This is a genomic window from Kribbella sp., assembly GCF_035655035.1.
Taxonomy (GTDB): Bacteria; Actinomycetota; Actinomycetes; order Propionibacteriales; family Kribbellaceae; genus Kribbella.
Map to the genome: position 1 here is coordinate 1 of NZ_DASRVN010000590.1, position 13,421 is coordinate 13,421.

Annotated in this window: 16 protein-coding genes; 5 read left to right on the top strand and 11 right to left on the bottom strand. The window is 68.2% G+C overall.

Annotated features, from left to right (window positions below; genetic code table 11):
• The 7 genes from VFF46_RS31255 to VFF46_RS40685 all read right to left on the bottom strand — a co-directional run.
• Nucleotides 1–1,098 (bottom strand): LLM class flavin-dependent oxidoreductase (locus VFF46_RS31255; RefSeq protein ID WP_325040831.1); only part of this gene is annotated, 1,098 nt, incomplete at its 3' end.
• Nucleotides 1,095–2,150, bottom strand: coding sequence for an NADPH-dependent FMN reductase (ssuE, locus tag VFF46_RS31260; RefSeq protein WP_325040832.1), 1,056 nt, complete (start codon nt 2,148–2,150; stop codon nt 1,095–1,097). The genes ssuE and VFF46_RS31255, both read right to left, overlap by 4 nt.
• Before the next feature lie 9 nt (nt 2,151–2,159).
• Nucleotides 2,160–3,116, bottom strand: a complete 957-nt coding sequence (locus tag VFF46_RS31265) for an ABC transporter substrate-binding protein (protein WP_325040833.1) — start codon at nt 3,114–3,116, stop codon at nt 2,160–2,162.
• Between the two features lie 9 nt (nt 3,117–3,125).
• Complete coding sequence (locus VFF46_RS31270) at nt 3,126–4,070, bottom strand: ABC transporter substrate-binding protein (RefSeq protein WP_325040834.1); 945 nt, start codon at nt 4,068–4,070, stop codon at nt 3,126–3,128.
• Nucleotides 4,070–4,822 (bottom strand): amino acid ABC transporter ATP-binding protein, encoded by a 753-nt coding sequence (locus VFF46_RS31275; RefSeq protein ID WP_325040835.1) that lies wholly within the window; start codon nt 4,820–4,822, stop codon nt 4,070–4,072. The genes VFF46_RS31270 and VFF46_RS31275 overlap by 1 nt, the downstream gene beginning before the upstream one ends.
• Nucleotides 4,819–5,706, bottom strand: a complete 888-nt coding sequence (locus VFF46_RS31280; RefSeq protein WP_325040836.1) for an amino acid ABC transporter permease — start codon at nt 5,704–5,706, stop codon at nt 4,819–4,821. The genes VFF46_RS31275 and VFF46_RS31280 overlap by 4 nt, the downstream gene beginning before the upstream one ends.
• 75 nt (nt 5,707–5,781) lie before the next feature.
• The gene (locus VFF46_RS40685) at nt 5,782–5,856 is read right to left on the bottom strand and encodes a putative leader peptide (RefSeq protein WP_355483003.1); all 75 of its coding nucleotides are present in this window, start codon (nt 5,854–5,856) and stop codon (nt 5,782–5,784) included.
• Nucleotides 5,857–6,265: 409 nt separating this feature from the next.
• On the opposite strand from VFF46_RS40685, the gene VFF46_RS31285 reads away from it, so the two are divergent.
• On the top strand, nt 6,266–7,168 hold the full coding sequence (locus VFF46_RS31285; protein ID WP_325040837.1) for a M23 family metallopeptidase: 903 nt from the start codon (nt 6,266–6,268) through the stop codon (nt 7,166–7,168).
• Nucleotides 7,169–7,207: 39 nt separating this feature from the next.
• Nucleotides 7,208–7,894, top strand: coding sequence for a hypothetical protein (locus tag VFF46_RS31290; RefSeq protein WP_325040838.1), 687 nt, complete (start codon nt 7,208–7,210; stop codon nt 7,892–7,894).
• Here VFF46_RS31290 and VFF46_RS31295 read toward each other — a convergent pair.
• Nucleotides 7,891–8,400, bottom strand: coding sequence for a GNAT family N-acetyltransferase (locus VFF46_RS31295; protein WP_325040839.1), 510 nt, complete (start codon nt 8,398–8,400; stop codon nt 7,891–7,893). The two genes, VFF46_RS31290 and VFF46_RS31295, sit on opposite strands and share 4 nt — an antisense overlap.
• Nucleotides 8,401–8,526: 126 nt before the next feature.
• Here VFF46_RS31295 and VFF46_RS31300 point away from each other — a divergent pair, with 126 nt between their 5' ends.
• The gene (locus tag VFF46_RS31300) at nt 8,527–9,171 is read left to right on the top strand and encodes a M15 family metallopeptidase (RefSeq protein WP_325040840.1); all 645 of its coding nucleotides are present in this window, start codon (nt 8,527–8,529) and stop codon (nt 9,169–9,171) included.
• 5 nt (nt 9,172–9,176) lie between these two features.
• Here the strand turns inward: VFF46_RS31300 and VFF46_RS31305 are convergent, their stop codons facing one another.
• Nucleotides 9,177–9,698 (bottom strand): GNAT family N-acetyltransferase, encoded by a 522-nt coding sequence (locus VFF46_RS31305; protein ID WP_325040841.1) that lies wholly within the window; start codon nt 9,696–9,698, stop codon nt 9,177–9,179.
• Nucleotides 9,699–9,736: 38 nt separating this feature from the next.
• Between VFF46_RS31305 and VFF46_RS31310 the strand changes: the two genes are divergently transcribed.
• Nucleotides 9,737–10,300, top strand: coding sequence for an XRE family transcriptional regulator (locus tag VFF46_RS31310; protein WP_325040842.1), 564 nt, complete (start codon nt 9,737–9,739; stop codon nt 10,298–10,300).
• On the opposite strand, the gene VFF46_RS31315 is transcribed toward VFF46_RS31310, so the two are convergent.
• Both VFF46_RS31315 and VFF46_RS31320 read right to left on the bottom strand, forming a co-directional pair.
• Nucleotides 10,267–11,781: an FAD-dependent monooxygenase gene (locus VFF46_RS31315; RefSeq protein WP_325040843.1), complete on the bottom strand. Its 1,515-nt coding sequence runs from the start codon at nt 11,779–11,781 to the stop codon at nt 10,267–10,269. The genes VFF46_RS31310 and VFF46_RS31315 overlap by 34 nt on opposite strands.
• Nucleotides 11,782–11,922: 141 nt before the next feature.
• Complete coding sequence (locus tag VFF46_RS31320; protein ID WP_325040844.1) at nt 11,923–12,531, bottom strand: TetR family transcriptional regulator; 609 nt, start codon at nt 12,529–12,531, stop codon at nt 11,923–11,925.
• Nucleotides 12,532–12,633: 102 nt separating this feature from the next.
• Here VFF46_RS31320 and VFF46_RS31325 point away from each other — a divergent pair.
• The coding region (locus VFF46_RS31325) for a TerC/Alx family metal homeostasis membrane protein (RefSeq protein ID WP_325040845.1) at nt 12,634–13,421 on the top strand (788 nt) is incomplete at its 3' end.

Here is a 13,421-nt window from a genome sequence, read left to right on the forward strand (position 1 = left end):
CTCACCCTCACCACCACTTGCCCTCCACCAACCGCCAGCGCCCTCGCCCCCACGCTCACCCTCGCCCCCGCGCTCACTCTCGCCGCCGCTTGCCCTCCGCCAACTGCCGGCGCCCTCGCCCCCACGCTCACCCTCGCCACCACTTGCACGGCGCCCGCCGCCGCTCTCCCCACCGCGGCCGCTCCCACGGCTACCGGTGCCCTCACCACCGCCACTCCCGCAGTTGCCAGCCCTCTCATCACCACCGCCACTCGCGCGGCCGCTCTCACCACTGCGGCCGCTCCCGCGGCTGCCGGCGCCCTCACCGCCGCTAGCACTCCAGCGGCTGCTGGTGCTCTCGCTGGCGTCGGTGCTCCGGTGGTTGGTGTCGCGTAGCGCTTGGAGTTGGGTTGTCAGGTCGTCCGAGTACGGCAGGAGGACCAACTCCGCGTCCCGGGCTGCCTCGATCGCCTCCAGGGAGTTCAGCCGGATCGCCGTCACCGGATGCCCTTGCGGCGGGCGCGGAACGATCGACGGACCCTTGACGGAAAACGTTGTCGACGAGAAGTCGACGTAGTGCAACTTGTCCCGGTCGACGTACCGCCCGGTCGTCGCGTCGCGGATGATCGCGTCGTCCTCCCACGAGTCCCACAACCGGCGGCTCACGTCGACGACGTACCGCGCCTCCCGCCAGGTCTCGGCCGCCGGCACCGGCTCGCGCCGCCCGACGACCGCGGCCGCCGCGCCAGACGTAGAAACCTCCGCGACCCACCCGGCCCGCCCACCCGAGATGTGATCCAGGGTCGCCACCGACGCCTGCACATGGAACGGCTCCGTATGCGTCACGGTGATCACCGGCAACAACCCGATCCGCTCCGTCACCGGCGCGACCCGCGCCGCCAGCCCGAGCGCATCCAGCCGCACGCTCACCCGACCCGGCACGTCCTCCGGTGCCTCCAACGCATCGGCGAACGTCAGCAGATCCACCCCGGCCGCCTCCGCCCGCTGCGCCGCACGTACGGCGAGCGCACCGGTGAGGATCGCCCGCGGATCCACCTCCGCCCCACGCCACGCCGCCGGATCCGCACCCGCGCCGTCGATCTCCAGGCCGACGATCATGACGCCACCTTCAATGCCACCGGGATGTCCTTCACGAACGCCAACGGCCCGATCGCCTCCGGATCCGCCGCGGTGTCGAACTGCGGCTCGAACCCAGCAGCCACGTACAACCCGGCCGCCTCCGGCTGCCGCGGTCCCGTCGTCAGGTACAACCGTCGATACCCCAACTCCGCCGCCACCGCCTCCAGCTCCGCGAGCACCCGCCGCCCGAGCCCCTGCCGTCGGTGCAACTGCGACGTCCACATCCGCTTCACCTCCGCGGTCTCGTCGTCGTACCGGCGGATCGCCCCGCCCGCAACCGTTTCCCTGCCGTTTCGCAGCAACAGGAACGCCCCACCACGCTCGGCATGAAAGTCCGACGGCGGTACTTCGGTGAGCTGTGTGTTCTCGTTGGTCCGCCCGTACCGCGTGCTGTACTCGACGACGAGATCCGCCAGCAACGGCGCCGCCTCGGGATCGTCCGGACGTACCCGGACCGCCTCCACCGCGCCCAGCTGCAACGGCGTGCTCTCGACCACGGCTTCACCCTCGACGGTCGCAAGGAACGCTTCCGTCACCTGATAGAGCGGTACGGACGCCGCCGGATCGAGTAGCAGCCCGCCGCCGTCGTACAGGTGGATGTGCGACGACAGCACGAACCACCCCTGCCCGATCGCCCCCGCGCCAAGGCTGGTCAGTACCGGCCGGAGCGCGTAGTCGATCACCAGCACGTGCGCCGGCGTACCACCGGTTGCCAACGGCAACACCGTCTTGCCCTTCAGCGCGTACTGCGGAAGCAGGTCGAGGAACACCTTCAGCAAACCGGAGTACGCCGCCTTGTACACGGGTGTCGTGACCACGACGGCGTCCGCGGCATCCAGGACCGCGGCCGCGGCGGCGATCTCCGGATGATCGGCCTGCCCACGTACCAGCGGCTCGGCCGGGAGGTCACGCAGCACGATCGGGGTCACGGTGTGGCCGTGGCCGATCAAGCGTTTTCCGACATGGTCGAGCACCGCGTCGGTACGCGAGGAAAACGATGGACTGCTGGAGATCGTTGCAATGATTGCCATGAAGTTCTCCTATTTCTTCGGCAGACCGGGCGGGTTGATCAGCGACTTCGGGACGGCCTCGGCCTGCAGGCCCCACTTGGCCAGGACCTTCGCGTAACTGCCGTCGGCGATCGCCGCGTTCAGCGCGTCGGCCAGCGCTTTCACGAGGCCGTCGTCCTTCTTGGTCGCGATCGCGACCAGACCCTGGACCGGGTAGCTGGACGAGACGGTGCCGACGATCTCGGTCTGGTGCTGGGTGGCGACGTGGTACGACGCGTTCGGGTTCGGGCCCAGGTACAGGTCGATCCGGCCGGACTGCAGCGCGAGGTAGGTGTCGGCGGACTGCTGGTAGTACTTGATCGTGGCCGGCTTCCGGCCCGCGGCAACGTTCTGCTTGTTCCAGTCGACGAGGATTGCTTCCTGGAGCGTGCCGGACCCGACGGCGACGGTCCTGCCCGCGATGTCGGCCGGGCCGTTGATCTTCAGGCCGGAGCCCTTCTTGGCCTCGAACGCGTGCAGCCCGAGCCGGTACGAGGCGAAGTCGTACTTCTCCTTGCGCAACTCGGAAACCCCGATGTTCGAGATCCCGACCTGGTACTTCCCGGAGTCCAGCCCGAGGAACAGGTTCTCCCAGCTGGTCGTCTCGATGTCAGGTTGCAGCCCGAGCACGCTCGCGACCAGGTACGCGATGTCGATCTCGACACCGATCGGTGTCTTGTTGTCGTCCGCGGTGAACCCGAGCGGCGGCTGCCCGCCACCGGCCGACCCGTTGCCGACCACCAGCTTCCCGGAGTCCCGCACTGCGGGCGGCAGCTCCGCGGCGATCGAGTCCACCTTCGCGGAGGTGATGTGCGGCTGCTTCGCCGACGTGTCGAACGCGACCTCGGAGGCCTTCGACGACGTACTGGTCTGCGGGTCGGCGCAGGCCCCCAGTAGCAGAGCCATCCCGGAAACGAGTGCGGAAACCAGCATCAAACGTTTTCTCATCAGTCGTCCTCAGCTCGTCAGTGGGAGGCCGGGAGGGTTGATCTCGGACTTCGCGACCGCCTCACTGGAGACGTTCCAGCGGGCCAGCACCTTGGCGTAGCTGCCGTCCGCGATGACCGCGTTCAGCGCCGCCTGGTACGCCTTCACCAGCCCGTCGTCCTTCTTGGTGGTGGCCGCGATCAGCCCCTGCAGCTTCGGCCCGGCGCCGGAGAACTTCCCGATCGTCTCGGTCTCGCCGGACGTCTTGACGTGGTACGCGATCGACGGGTTCGGCCCGAAGTACGCGTCGATCCGCCCGGAGCTCAGTGCCAGGTACGTGTCGGTGTTCTTCTGGAAGTACTTGATCGTTGCCGCGGGCAACCCCGCCTTGACGTTCGCCTCGTTCCAGTCGACCAGGATCTTCTCCTGGTTGGTTCCGGAACCGACCGCAATCGTTTTCCCGGCGATGTCCTTGCCGCTGGTCACCCGCCAGCTGCCGCCCTTCCTCGCCTCGAACGCGATGTCGTCCTTGCGGTACGTCGCGAAGTCGTACTTCTGCTTGCGCTTCTCCGTGACGGTGATGTTCGAGAACCCGACGTCGTACTTCGCCGAGTCGAGGCCGACGAACAGGTTCTCCCAGCTCGTCACCTCGATCTGCGGCTTCAGCCCGAGCGCGCCCGCGACCAGATACGCGATGTCCACCTCGAGCCCGATCGGGGTCTTGTTGTCGTCGGCGTAGAAGCCGAGCGGAACGCTGCCGCTGCCGAACCCGGCGCCGACGACCAAGGTCCCGCGGTCGCGGACCCGGGCCGGCAGCAACGCGGCCGCGGCGTCGTTCTTGGTCGTGGTCACACGGTTCTGCTGGGCAGATGTGTTCACGCCGGTATCGGAGGCCGCGGTTGCGGCCGGCTCGGCACCACAGCCTGCCAGCAGAGCGAGCGGCAGCAGGAAAACAGGAAGGAAAACGCGTTTCATCAGAGCACCTTCGAGATGAACGCACGCGTGCGTTCGTGGACAGGGTTGTCGAGCACCTCGCGCGGCGGACCCGACTCGACGATCCGGCCGTCGTCGATGAAGACCACCGTGTCGGCGATCTCCCGGGCGAAACCGATCTCGTGGGTGACGACGACCATCGTGGCGCCGTCCCGGGCGAGTTCCTTGATCACGTCGAGGACCTCGCCGACGAGTTCCGGGTCGAGCGCGCTGGTCGGCTCGTCGAACAGCAGCACCTTGGGTTTCAGCGCCAGCGCCCGCGCGATCGCGACCCGCTGCTGCTGACCGCCGGACAGCTGCCGCGGGTACACGCCGGCCTTGTCGCCGACACCGACCCGTTCGAGCAGCTCCCGTGCCTCGCGCTCGACCTCGCCGCGTTTCCGGCGCTGCGCGGAAACCGGTGCCTCGACAACGTTTTCCAGCACGGTCAGATGCGCGAACAGGTTGAACGTCTGGAACACGAACCCGACCTGCGAGCGCTGCCGGAGGATCTCCCGCTCGCGCAGCTCGTGCAGCTTGTCGCCGCGCCGCCGGTACCCGATCAGCTCGCCGTCGATCCGGATCAGGCCGCGGTCCACCTTCTCCAGGTGGTTGATCGACCGCAGCAGCGTCGACTTCCCGGACCCCGACGGCCCGAGGATCACGGTCACGTCGCCGGCCGGTACCTCCAGGTCGATCCCCTTCAGTACTTCGAGCTCCCCGAAGTTCTTGTGCACCCCACGGACGTCGATCATCGCGTCGTACCTCGCGCGAATCGGCGCTCCACGTAGTACTGCACGATCGACAGCAGCGTGGTCAGCACGATGTACCAGACCGTCGCGACCATCAGCAGCGGTACGACCCGGCTGTTCCGGCCGTAGATCACCTGCACCTGGTAGAAGAGCTCGGGGATCGCCATCACCGAGACGATCGAGGTGCCCTTGAACAGGCTGATCACCTCGTTCGCGCCGTTCGGCAGGATCGAGCGCATCGCCTGCGGCAGCACGATCCGGAAGAACTGCCGCAGTTTCGGAATACCGAGGGCGGCGGCCGCCTCGGTCTGTCCGGCGTCGACGGAAATGATCCCGCCCCGGATGATTTCCGCGGCGTACGCCGCCTGGTGCAACGCCAGCCCGAGGACGGCCGCGCCGAGCGGACCGAACAGGTCGTTCGTACTGAAGTGCACGAACTCCGGGCCGAACGGGATACCCAGGCTGAGTTCCTTGTACAGGTAGGCGATGTTGAACCAGAACAACAGCTGCACGATCAACGGGATCGAACGGAACGCCCAGATGTAGCCCCAGGCAACCAATTGCAGGAACGGGCTGCTGGACAACCGCATCGAGGCGAGTACGGCGCCGAGCACGAAGCCGAGAACGGTTCCGTACACGGTCAGCTGAACGGTCACCCAGAGCGCGGCGAAGACCGTCCGGGTGGCGAAGAACTGGAAGAACGTCGGCCAGTCCCAGCCGGGGTTCGTCGCGAGGCCGTGCGCGAACATCGCGAGCAGGACCAGTACGGCGCCGACGCCGACCCAGCGCCACGGATGCCGGCGGGCGACCACGGGCAGGTCGGTTTCGAGGGACAGAGCCGGCGGTCCGGTCGTACCGGACGCAGGCGTGACTGAAGTGGTGGACACGATGGCTCCCTGGCGGTGGGCAGGCTTCGCGGACCCTTCGGCGGCGAAGGGCAGGAATGGAGGTGACGGCGCGGGTCAGCGCAGACAGAGGGCGCTGGAGACCCGGAGCAGGTCGATGTGGAGGCGGTAGTACGGCGGCTTGCGCGTCATGCCCGTCCCCTCTCGTCGCTCGTGTCATTTCAGTATGGGACGAGCTCGAAAGAATAGTAAGTGGGTCGACAAAGCTCTCAATATGTGGACGGCTTATACCGGTCCCGGAGGCCTGCTCCGCGCCAAACGCGGGGTGATCCGTGTCACGCTTTCTGCTCATTTGTTGCCTGCCGCGATCACGCTTGAGCATCCACCAGGCGACAGGAACCACTCACGGAGTGTGTTCGTTTTCGTTCAACTTTTCGCAACCTGTGTTTGGGCGCGCCGAGATCTCGTCGTTATGGTCGTTGAGCCGTCGAACCCCCTCATCGACGGATTCCCCTCCCCTGGAAGGCTTCTCGTGCCCACTCACCACGACGCGCCGAACGCAGATCGGCAGGCGTCCAGTCGCCCGGCTGCCTCGCGCCAGGTGGCCAAGCACCGGTTCTCCCGTCGCGGTTTCACTCGCCGTAACCACCTGATCGGTCTGACCGCCGCGCTCGCGGCCGCCGCCGGGACCACGACCGTCGCTCTCGCGTCGTCCGCGACCGGCCCCGCCACCGCAAGCGACACCCCCCGCCTGAGCGCCGCGCAGGCCGACGCCCTGACCGCGGCCCGGATCGACCGCCGCGACCTCGGCTCCCGGGACCTGTCCCGGATCGACCTCTCACTGGCCACCGCCCAGAAGGCCGCGGTCGCGAACGCGAACAAACAGCGCACCGAAAAGCTGGCCGCGGCGGCAACGCTGACGCAGCGCCGGGCGCTGGCCCTGGCCGCGACGAAGGCGGCCGCCGCGAAGAAGGCCGCCGACAACGCCAAGGCGCTCGCGGCCGCGAAGGCGGACGCGGTCGCCAAGGCCGCTGCGATCGCCAAGCAGGCCGCCGTCGCCAAGCAGGCGGAGGTCGCCAAGCAGGCCGCGATCGCCGCCGCGGCGCCGAAGATCGTGCTGCCGACCACCGGCTACCACCTGACCGCCCGGTTCAACCAGGCCGGCGGCCGCTGGGCGCACAAACACACCGGTCTCGACTTCGCGGCCCCGATGGGTACGCCGGTTCTGTCGGTGATGGCCGGCCAGGTCATCCAGGCCGACTGGGCCGGCGCGTACGGCCGCCAGGTGAAGGTCCGGCACGCCGACGGCACGGTCACGTCGTACGGCCACATGTCCGAGTTCGACGTCTCGGTCGGCGACTCGGTCCAGGCCGGCTCGATGGTCGGGCGGATCGGCATGACCGGCAACACCACCGGCCCGCACGTCCACTTCGAGGTGCTCCCCGGCGGCGGCGCCCCGGTCGACCCCGAGCCCTGGCTCCGGGCGCACGGCCTGAACCCGTAACCGCTACCGTTCCCCCAACACTTCGAAGAGGGGGAACTCTTGAAGCTCCGAACCATCACGTCGGCCGCCACACTCGTGGCGGCCGGCCTGTTCGTCACCCAACCCGCCCAGGCCGCCCCGCAACAGGCAACCGCGACCTGCTCGTTCAAGGTCCCGCCGAAACTGGCGATGAACAAGGCGTGGACGACGTACGCCGTCCCACTCGGGAGCGACTGCCCGTCGACCATGTACAACGCCGTCTGGACGGCCACCTGGAAGAACGGCTTCACCGAGTCCGTCCAGTGCCAGCAAGGTCATTGCCCTGGGATCTCGCTGCAGACGAAGTACGTGCCGGTCGGCAAGGTCACCTGGGTCGGTGAGGCCGGAGGCGGCACTGACAAGGACGGCAACAAGGTCGCGACCCTCCTGCCCGCGTACACGGAGGTCAGGTACGCGTCGTCGGCAAGCGTCAATGCCGGGCGGAAGGGCGCCCGGACGGCCTTCCTGACGACCGTCTGGTACTTCAATCCGAAGACCGACACCTACGCGCGCTGGGCAGGCCGCCGCCTCCTGATTCAGTACCAGGAGATCGGTACGACGACCTGGAAGGGCCTCGCGTACGCCACCACCAACGCGTCCGGGCAGGCCGCGTACACCTATTACCCGGGACGGACCCGCAGGTATCGGGTGTACGTGCCCGCGTCCACCTCTGTCTGGGACTTCTACACGCCGGTGATCAGTCGTTAGAGGAACTTTGCCATGTCGAGGGCGTCCACCGGGGCGCCCTCGATGATGAACTCGGCGGTGTGGGTGCCTTCCACGACGTAGCCGTGGCGTTCGTAGAGGTGGCGGGCCGGGGCGTTGACGCCGTGGACGTGCAGGGTGATCTTGCGGGCGCCGCGGCGGTGGGCCTCGTCGGTGGTGGCCGTCATCAGCGCGTTGCCGACGCCGAGCCGGCGGGCGTCGGGCGCGACCGCGATCCCGTTGATCGCCAGTACGCCGGAACCTTCCGGAAACGGGTATTTCTCCTGGAGCCGGACATACCCGACCACCACCCCGTCGTACTCCGCCACCAGATGCGCGTCCGGCCCGCTCCGGGTGAAGAACGTGTCCTGCAAGGTCTCCCCGTACGACGGGAAACCGGACGAGGCGTCCCACGCGACCCGCTCGATCGCGAGCAACACCGCATCGTCCTCCTCGACAGCCTGCCGTACCGTCACCTGATGGTCGTCTGACCCGCGCTCGTCAGTCACCGCACCATCCTCACCCGCGCACCGGGCCAACTGCCTGCGGGGTCAGCCGTCGCCGGCTCAGAGGTATCGCGAACGTATCGGAAACGGCAGACGTTCTCGCAACATCGCCTCGGATGAACTGTCGGCATGATCACCGATCGCAGGAGGCGCGAACGCCGGTCGAGCGTGCTGGCCGGCCTCGCGATCGTTGCCGCCGTCATCAGTCTCACCGCCGCCTGTACTGCGGTTTCCGCACAGAAGGAACCGGCACCCACCAAGACGCAATCGGTTTCCCCCCGGACGCAACCGGTTTCCGCCGGCAGACTGCCGACCGGATCCGCGCCGACGCACCAGGGTCCGCCGAACGCGGAGGACGGCGTACTGCCCGACCACACGTCGGCGTACGACACCAGCCTGCCGGGGATCGCCAAGCTCGATCCCGCGCTGCTCAAGGCGGTCCAGGAGGCCGAGACCGCGATGAAGGCGGACGGGATCCGGATGCAGGTGACCACCGGCTGGCGCAGCAAGAAGTACCAGGAAGAGCTGCTGGAGAAGGCGATCCGCAAGTACGGCAGCAGAAAGAAAGCGCTGGAGTACGTCGCCGAACCGGACCAGTCGCACCACATCACCGGCCACGCCGTCGACATCGGCCCCACCGACGCCGACTACTGGCTGGACCGCAACGGCAACCGCTTCGGCCTCTGCCGGACGTACACCAACGAGATCTGGCACTTCGAACTCGTCACCCAGCCCGGCGGCACCTGCCCGCCGATGACCGACCCCACGAAGTAGCGGCGCTAGCGGGGCTCCTCCGGCGGGTCCGGGAGCTCGGACAGTGTCCGTTGGGACCACGCGACGTCGTGCCAGGCGCCGTGTTTCCAGCCGATGTTCCGGTAGACGCCGATCGGTTCGAAGCCGAGCGATTTGTGCAGGGCTTCGCTCGCAGCGTTGGGCAGGGTCACACCTGCGATGGCGGTCCGGTAGCCGCGGGCGATGAGGCGCTCGAACAGCGCGTCGTAGAGCGTGCGGCCGGCCCCGGTGCGGTGGTGCGTCGGATTCACGTAGACGCTGACCTCGCAGGACCAGCGGTACGCCGGGCGCGGCTTCACCGGGCCGCCGTACGCGTAGCCGACCACCTGGCCGTCGTCCTCGAGCACCAGCCAGGCGTGGGTGGCGGCCGCCTTCGTGATCCGCTCGGCCATCTCGGCGGCCGTCGGCGGGTCGAGCTCGAACGTGATCGAGGTGCCGGTGACATAGGGCGCGTAGATCGCCGCGCAGGCTTCGGCATCCGCGGCCGAAGCGTCTCTGACCTGAACCATGACACGATAGTAGCCACATCTGCCGCTATAGTGGCAACGTGATCGACGACCTGTCTCGTTCTCTGGCCGCTACCGTGCAGCAGGCGCGGGTCGCGCAGGACCTGTCCGTGAACGCGCTGGCGGAGCGGTCCGGGGTCTCACGCGCGATGATCGGGAAGGTCGAACGCGGGGAGGCGCAGCCCACCGCCGTACTGCTCGGGAAGCTTTCCGGCGCGCTCGGGATGACGTTGTCCGAACTGATCGCCCGCGCGGAGAACACCGGCGATCTCCTCCGCCGGGCCAGCGATCAGCCGGTCTGGACGGACCCGGCTACCGGCTACCGCCGGCGGGCGGTGTCCCCGGTGACGGATGGTCCGCTGGAGCTCGTGGAGGTGGAACTGCCGCCGGGGGCCTCGGTGTCGTACCCGGCCGACGCGTACATCTTCAAGTACCAGCAGCTCTGGATCCTGGACGGAAACCTGCGTTTCCACGAAGGATCACAGGTGCACGAGCTGCAGACCGGCGACTGCCTGCAACTCGGCGCACCCCTGCCGACGACGTTCCACAATCCGGGTACTGCGCCCTGCCGCTACCTGGTCGCACTGGTCAAGGGTCGCGGCTGAAACCACTGCTCGAGCGCTTCCCGCAGACCGTCACGCTCGGCATCACCGTCCTGCTCGGCGGCCCAGGCGACGTACCCGTCCGGGCGGATCAGCAGCGCGAGCGTTTGTTCGCCCTGCCCGGAATGTACGTCGACCTGTTGCGGAACACGTGTTCCGGCGAACGCGCCGGACGGCGTCAGGTCGACGAGCAGCGGACGGGCCGAACGCATCAGGTCGGCCAGCCGTACGTCGCCCACCTGCAGATCGGGTGCCCAGCGCCCCACCAGCGGATGCGCGCCGGCGGCGTACCGGATGTCCGCGCCGGACATCAGATCCGCGATCCGCTGCACATTCCCGGAATCGTTCAGAAACTCGGCGAACAGTTTCCGTAACGCGGTCACGTCGTTGCCTGGTGCAACCAATGCGGACTGTGCCTGGGCCAGCATCAGCACGCGTTCGCCGACCGGCCGGCGCTCGGCCTCGTACGTGTCCAGCAGACCGGGCGGCGCCCACCCCCGCACCTCGGCGGCGAGCTTCCACCCGAGATTCACCACGTCCTGCAGGCCGAGGTTCAGTCCCGGACCGCCGATCGCGGAATGCACGTGCGCGGCGTCCCCGACCAGGAACACGCGTCCGGAACGGAAACTCGACGCCAGCCGGCTGTTTCCGCCGACCACTCGCCGGAGCTGCCGCACGCCGTCGCCTGTCGGCACCGCCAGCGGAAGGTGCACTCCCAGCACCCGGTCGACACTCGCCTGCAGCTCCTCGAAGGTCATCTCACCGTCCGGAGGCGTGTCCCACTCCCCCGTGTTGATCGCCGGCAGCCGTCCCGGAAACGGCGCCCAGACGAACAGCCCGCGTTCCGTCCGCTGGTGCAGGAACGGCGGGACGGCGCCGTACCCGGGAATCTTCAGCATCCCGCCCTCGACCCACTCCGGCGGCACCGAAGCGCTCCCGGTGCGGGACACCATCGAGTCGTTGGTAACGCCTGGAAAGTCGATTCCGGCCTGTTTCCGCGTCTGGCTGTGCGCTCCGTCCGCGCCGACCAGGTAGCGGGTCCGCAGCTGGTACTCCCCGTCCGGCCCGGACAGCGACACCGCTGCTCCGTCCGCGTCCTGGGTGAACCCGAGCAGTTCGTGCCCGCGCCGGAGCTCCGCCCCGACTTCGAGCGCGCGTTCCTGCAGCACCTCTTCGATCCGCGCCTGCGGTACCGGAAGCGTGTAGATCGGGTTTTCCGCCAGCAGCTCCAGGTGCAGCGGCATCGCGCCGAACACGTAACCAGGAGTCGGTCGCGGGGCTCCCGGCGTACTGCTCAACCGCTCGTAGAGGCCACGGCGGTCGAGCATCCGGACGACCTGTCCGACCAGCCCGTTCGCGCGCGGAACCGTGTTGCGTTCCGGCAGTCTTTCCAGCACGATCGGCCGGACACCGGCCAACCCCAGTTCGCTCGCCAGCATCAGGCCGTTCGGTCCGGCTCCGGCGATCACCACATCCGTGTCCATGACACCCCTCCGTTCAGGCATGACTGACCACCTCGGCGGCTCGCCGAGGTGAAGCAACTGCATCGGCTGCGAGTACGAGCAGGCCGCTGCCGAGTCGGCGTTATTCGGAAACCGGCAGGCCCGGCTATTCGGGAACCGGCGTTATTCGGGAACCGGCAGGCCGGCTTCGATCTGGTCCAGCGCCGAGGCCAGCAGGTCGGCGACCGATCGCGGCGGATCGGCCCGCAACCACTCCCCGATCACCACCGTCCGGGTCGCGCCGATCACCTCGGCGACCAGCCGCGGGTACAGCCCCGAGGTCCCGGTGCGGTCGGCGATCGCGGCCGCGAGCTCCTCGCCGGCCCGGGCATAGGCGCGGACGACCGCACCCTGCAGCGCGGGCTCGGTCATCATCAACCGGATCCCGGCGAGCCATTTGTCGTCCGGCGGCCGCTGCCCGCCGTGGCCCTCCTCGCCGAGCGCGAAGTGCTTCTCGATCGCCGCCCGGATCGCCACCCACAACGGCTCCGCGGCCGGCCGGTCCCGGAGCTCCTCGGCGATCCGCAGGCTGCGGTCGACCTCGCGGGCGGCGATCGCGTCCGCCTTGCTGTCGAAGTAGTTCCGGAACGTCCGCAGCGAGACCCCGGCCTCGGCGGCGATGTCCTCGATCCGGACGTTGCCGTACCCACGCTCGACCGCGAGCCGGACTGCCGCCCAGCTCAGCGCGATCCGTGTCTCCTGCTTCTTCCGCTCCCGCAACCCGTCGGCCATGTCTTCGACCGTAGCAGAAGTTGCCTAAAGTGCAAAGATGCCGTTTAGGCAATTTCATCGAACGAGGGCAGCCGGGCCGATCCGCCATGGTTGGGTTAGGGCATGACGGTGTCCCCGCTGGTCTGGGTGCTGACGTTGCTGGCGATCGTCGGCCTGTTGCTGTTCGACTACTTCTTCCACGTCCGGTCCGCGCACGTCCCGACGCTGCGCGAGGCAGCCGTCTGGTCCGCGCTGTACGTCGGCATAGCGATCCTGTTCGGGCTCGGGACCCTCGTGATCGGCGGCACCGGGATGGGTTCGGAGTACTTCGCCGGGTACATCACCGAGAAAGCGCTGTCGGTCGACAACCTGTTCGTCTTCCTGATCATCATGACCGGGTTCCGGGTGCCCCGGGAGAACCAGCAGAAGGTGCTGCTGGTCGGGATCGTGGTCAGCCTGATCGCCCGGTCCGCGTTCATCTTCGTCGGTTCCGCCTTGCTGCACACGTTTTCCTGGGTGTTCTACCTGTTCGGGATCGCGCTGCTGCTGACCGCCGGGAACATGCTCAAACCGGAAACCGAGGAGTCCCACCAGGCGCAGAACATCGTCGTCCGGCTGGCCCGCCGGCTGTTCCGGACCACCGACGAGTACGACGGCGACCGGCTGATCACCAGGGTCGACGGCCGCCGGATGCTGACGCCGATGCTGCTGGTGATGGTCGCGATCGGCGCCACCGACCTGATGTTCGCGCTGGACTCGATCCCGGCGATCTTCGGCCTGACCCAGAACGTGTACGTCGTGTTCACCGCGACCGCGTTCAGCCTGCTCGGACTACGGCAGCTGTTCTTCCTGCTGGACGGGCTGCTGGACCGGCTGATCTACCTGTCGTTCGGGCTGGCCGCGATCCTGGT

Bases quoted from the DNA above. Each gene is read 5' to 3' on its own strand.
- ssuE (WP_325040832.1), bottom strand. From the start codon at position 2,150: ATGGCAATCATTGCAACGATCTCCAGCAGTCCATCGTTTTCCTCGCGT.
- VFF46_RS31265 (WP_325040833.1), bottom strand. From the start codon at position 3,116: ATGAGAAAACGTTTGATGCTGGTTTCCGCACTCGTTTCCGGGATGGCT.
- VFF46_RS31270 (WP_325040834.1), bottom strand. From the start codon at position 4,070: ATGAAACGCGTTTTCCTTCCTGTTTTCCTGCTGCCGCTCGCTCTGCTG.
- VFF46_RS31275 (WP_325040835.1), bottom strand. From the start codon at position 4,822: ATGATCGACGTCCGTGGGGTGCACAAGAACTTCGGGGAGCTCGAAGTA.
- VFF46_RS31300 (WP_325040840.1), top strand. From the start codon at position 8,527: ATGATCACCGATCGCAGGAGGCGCGAACGCCGGTCGAGCGTGCTGGCC.
- VFF46_RS31305 (WP_325040841.1), bottom strand. From the start codon at position 9,698: ATGGTTCAGGTCAGAGACGCTTCGGCCGCGGATGCCGAAGCCTGCGCG.
- VFF46_RS31315 (WP_325040843.1), bottom strand. From the start codon at position 11,781: ATGGACACGGATGTGGTGATCGCCGGAGCCGGACCGAACGGCCTGATG.
- VFF46_RS31320 (WP_325040844.1), bottom strand. From the start codon at position 12,531: ATGGCCGACGGGTTGCGGGAGCGGAAGAAGCAGGAGACACGGATCGCG.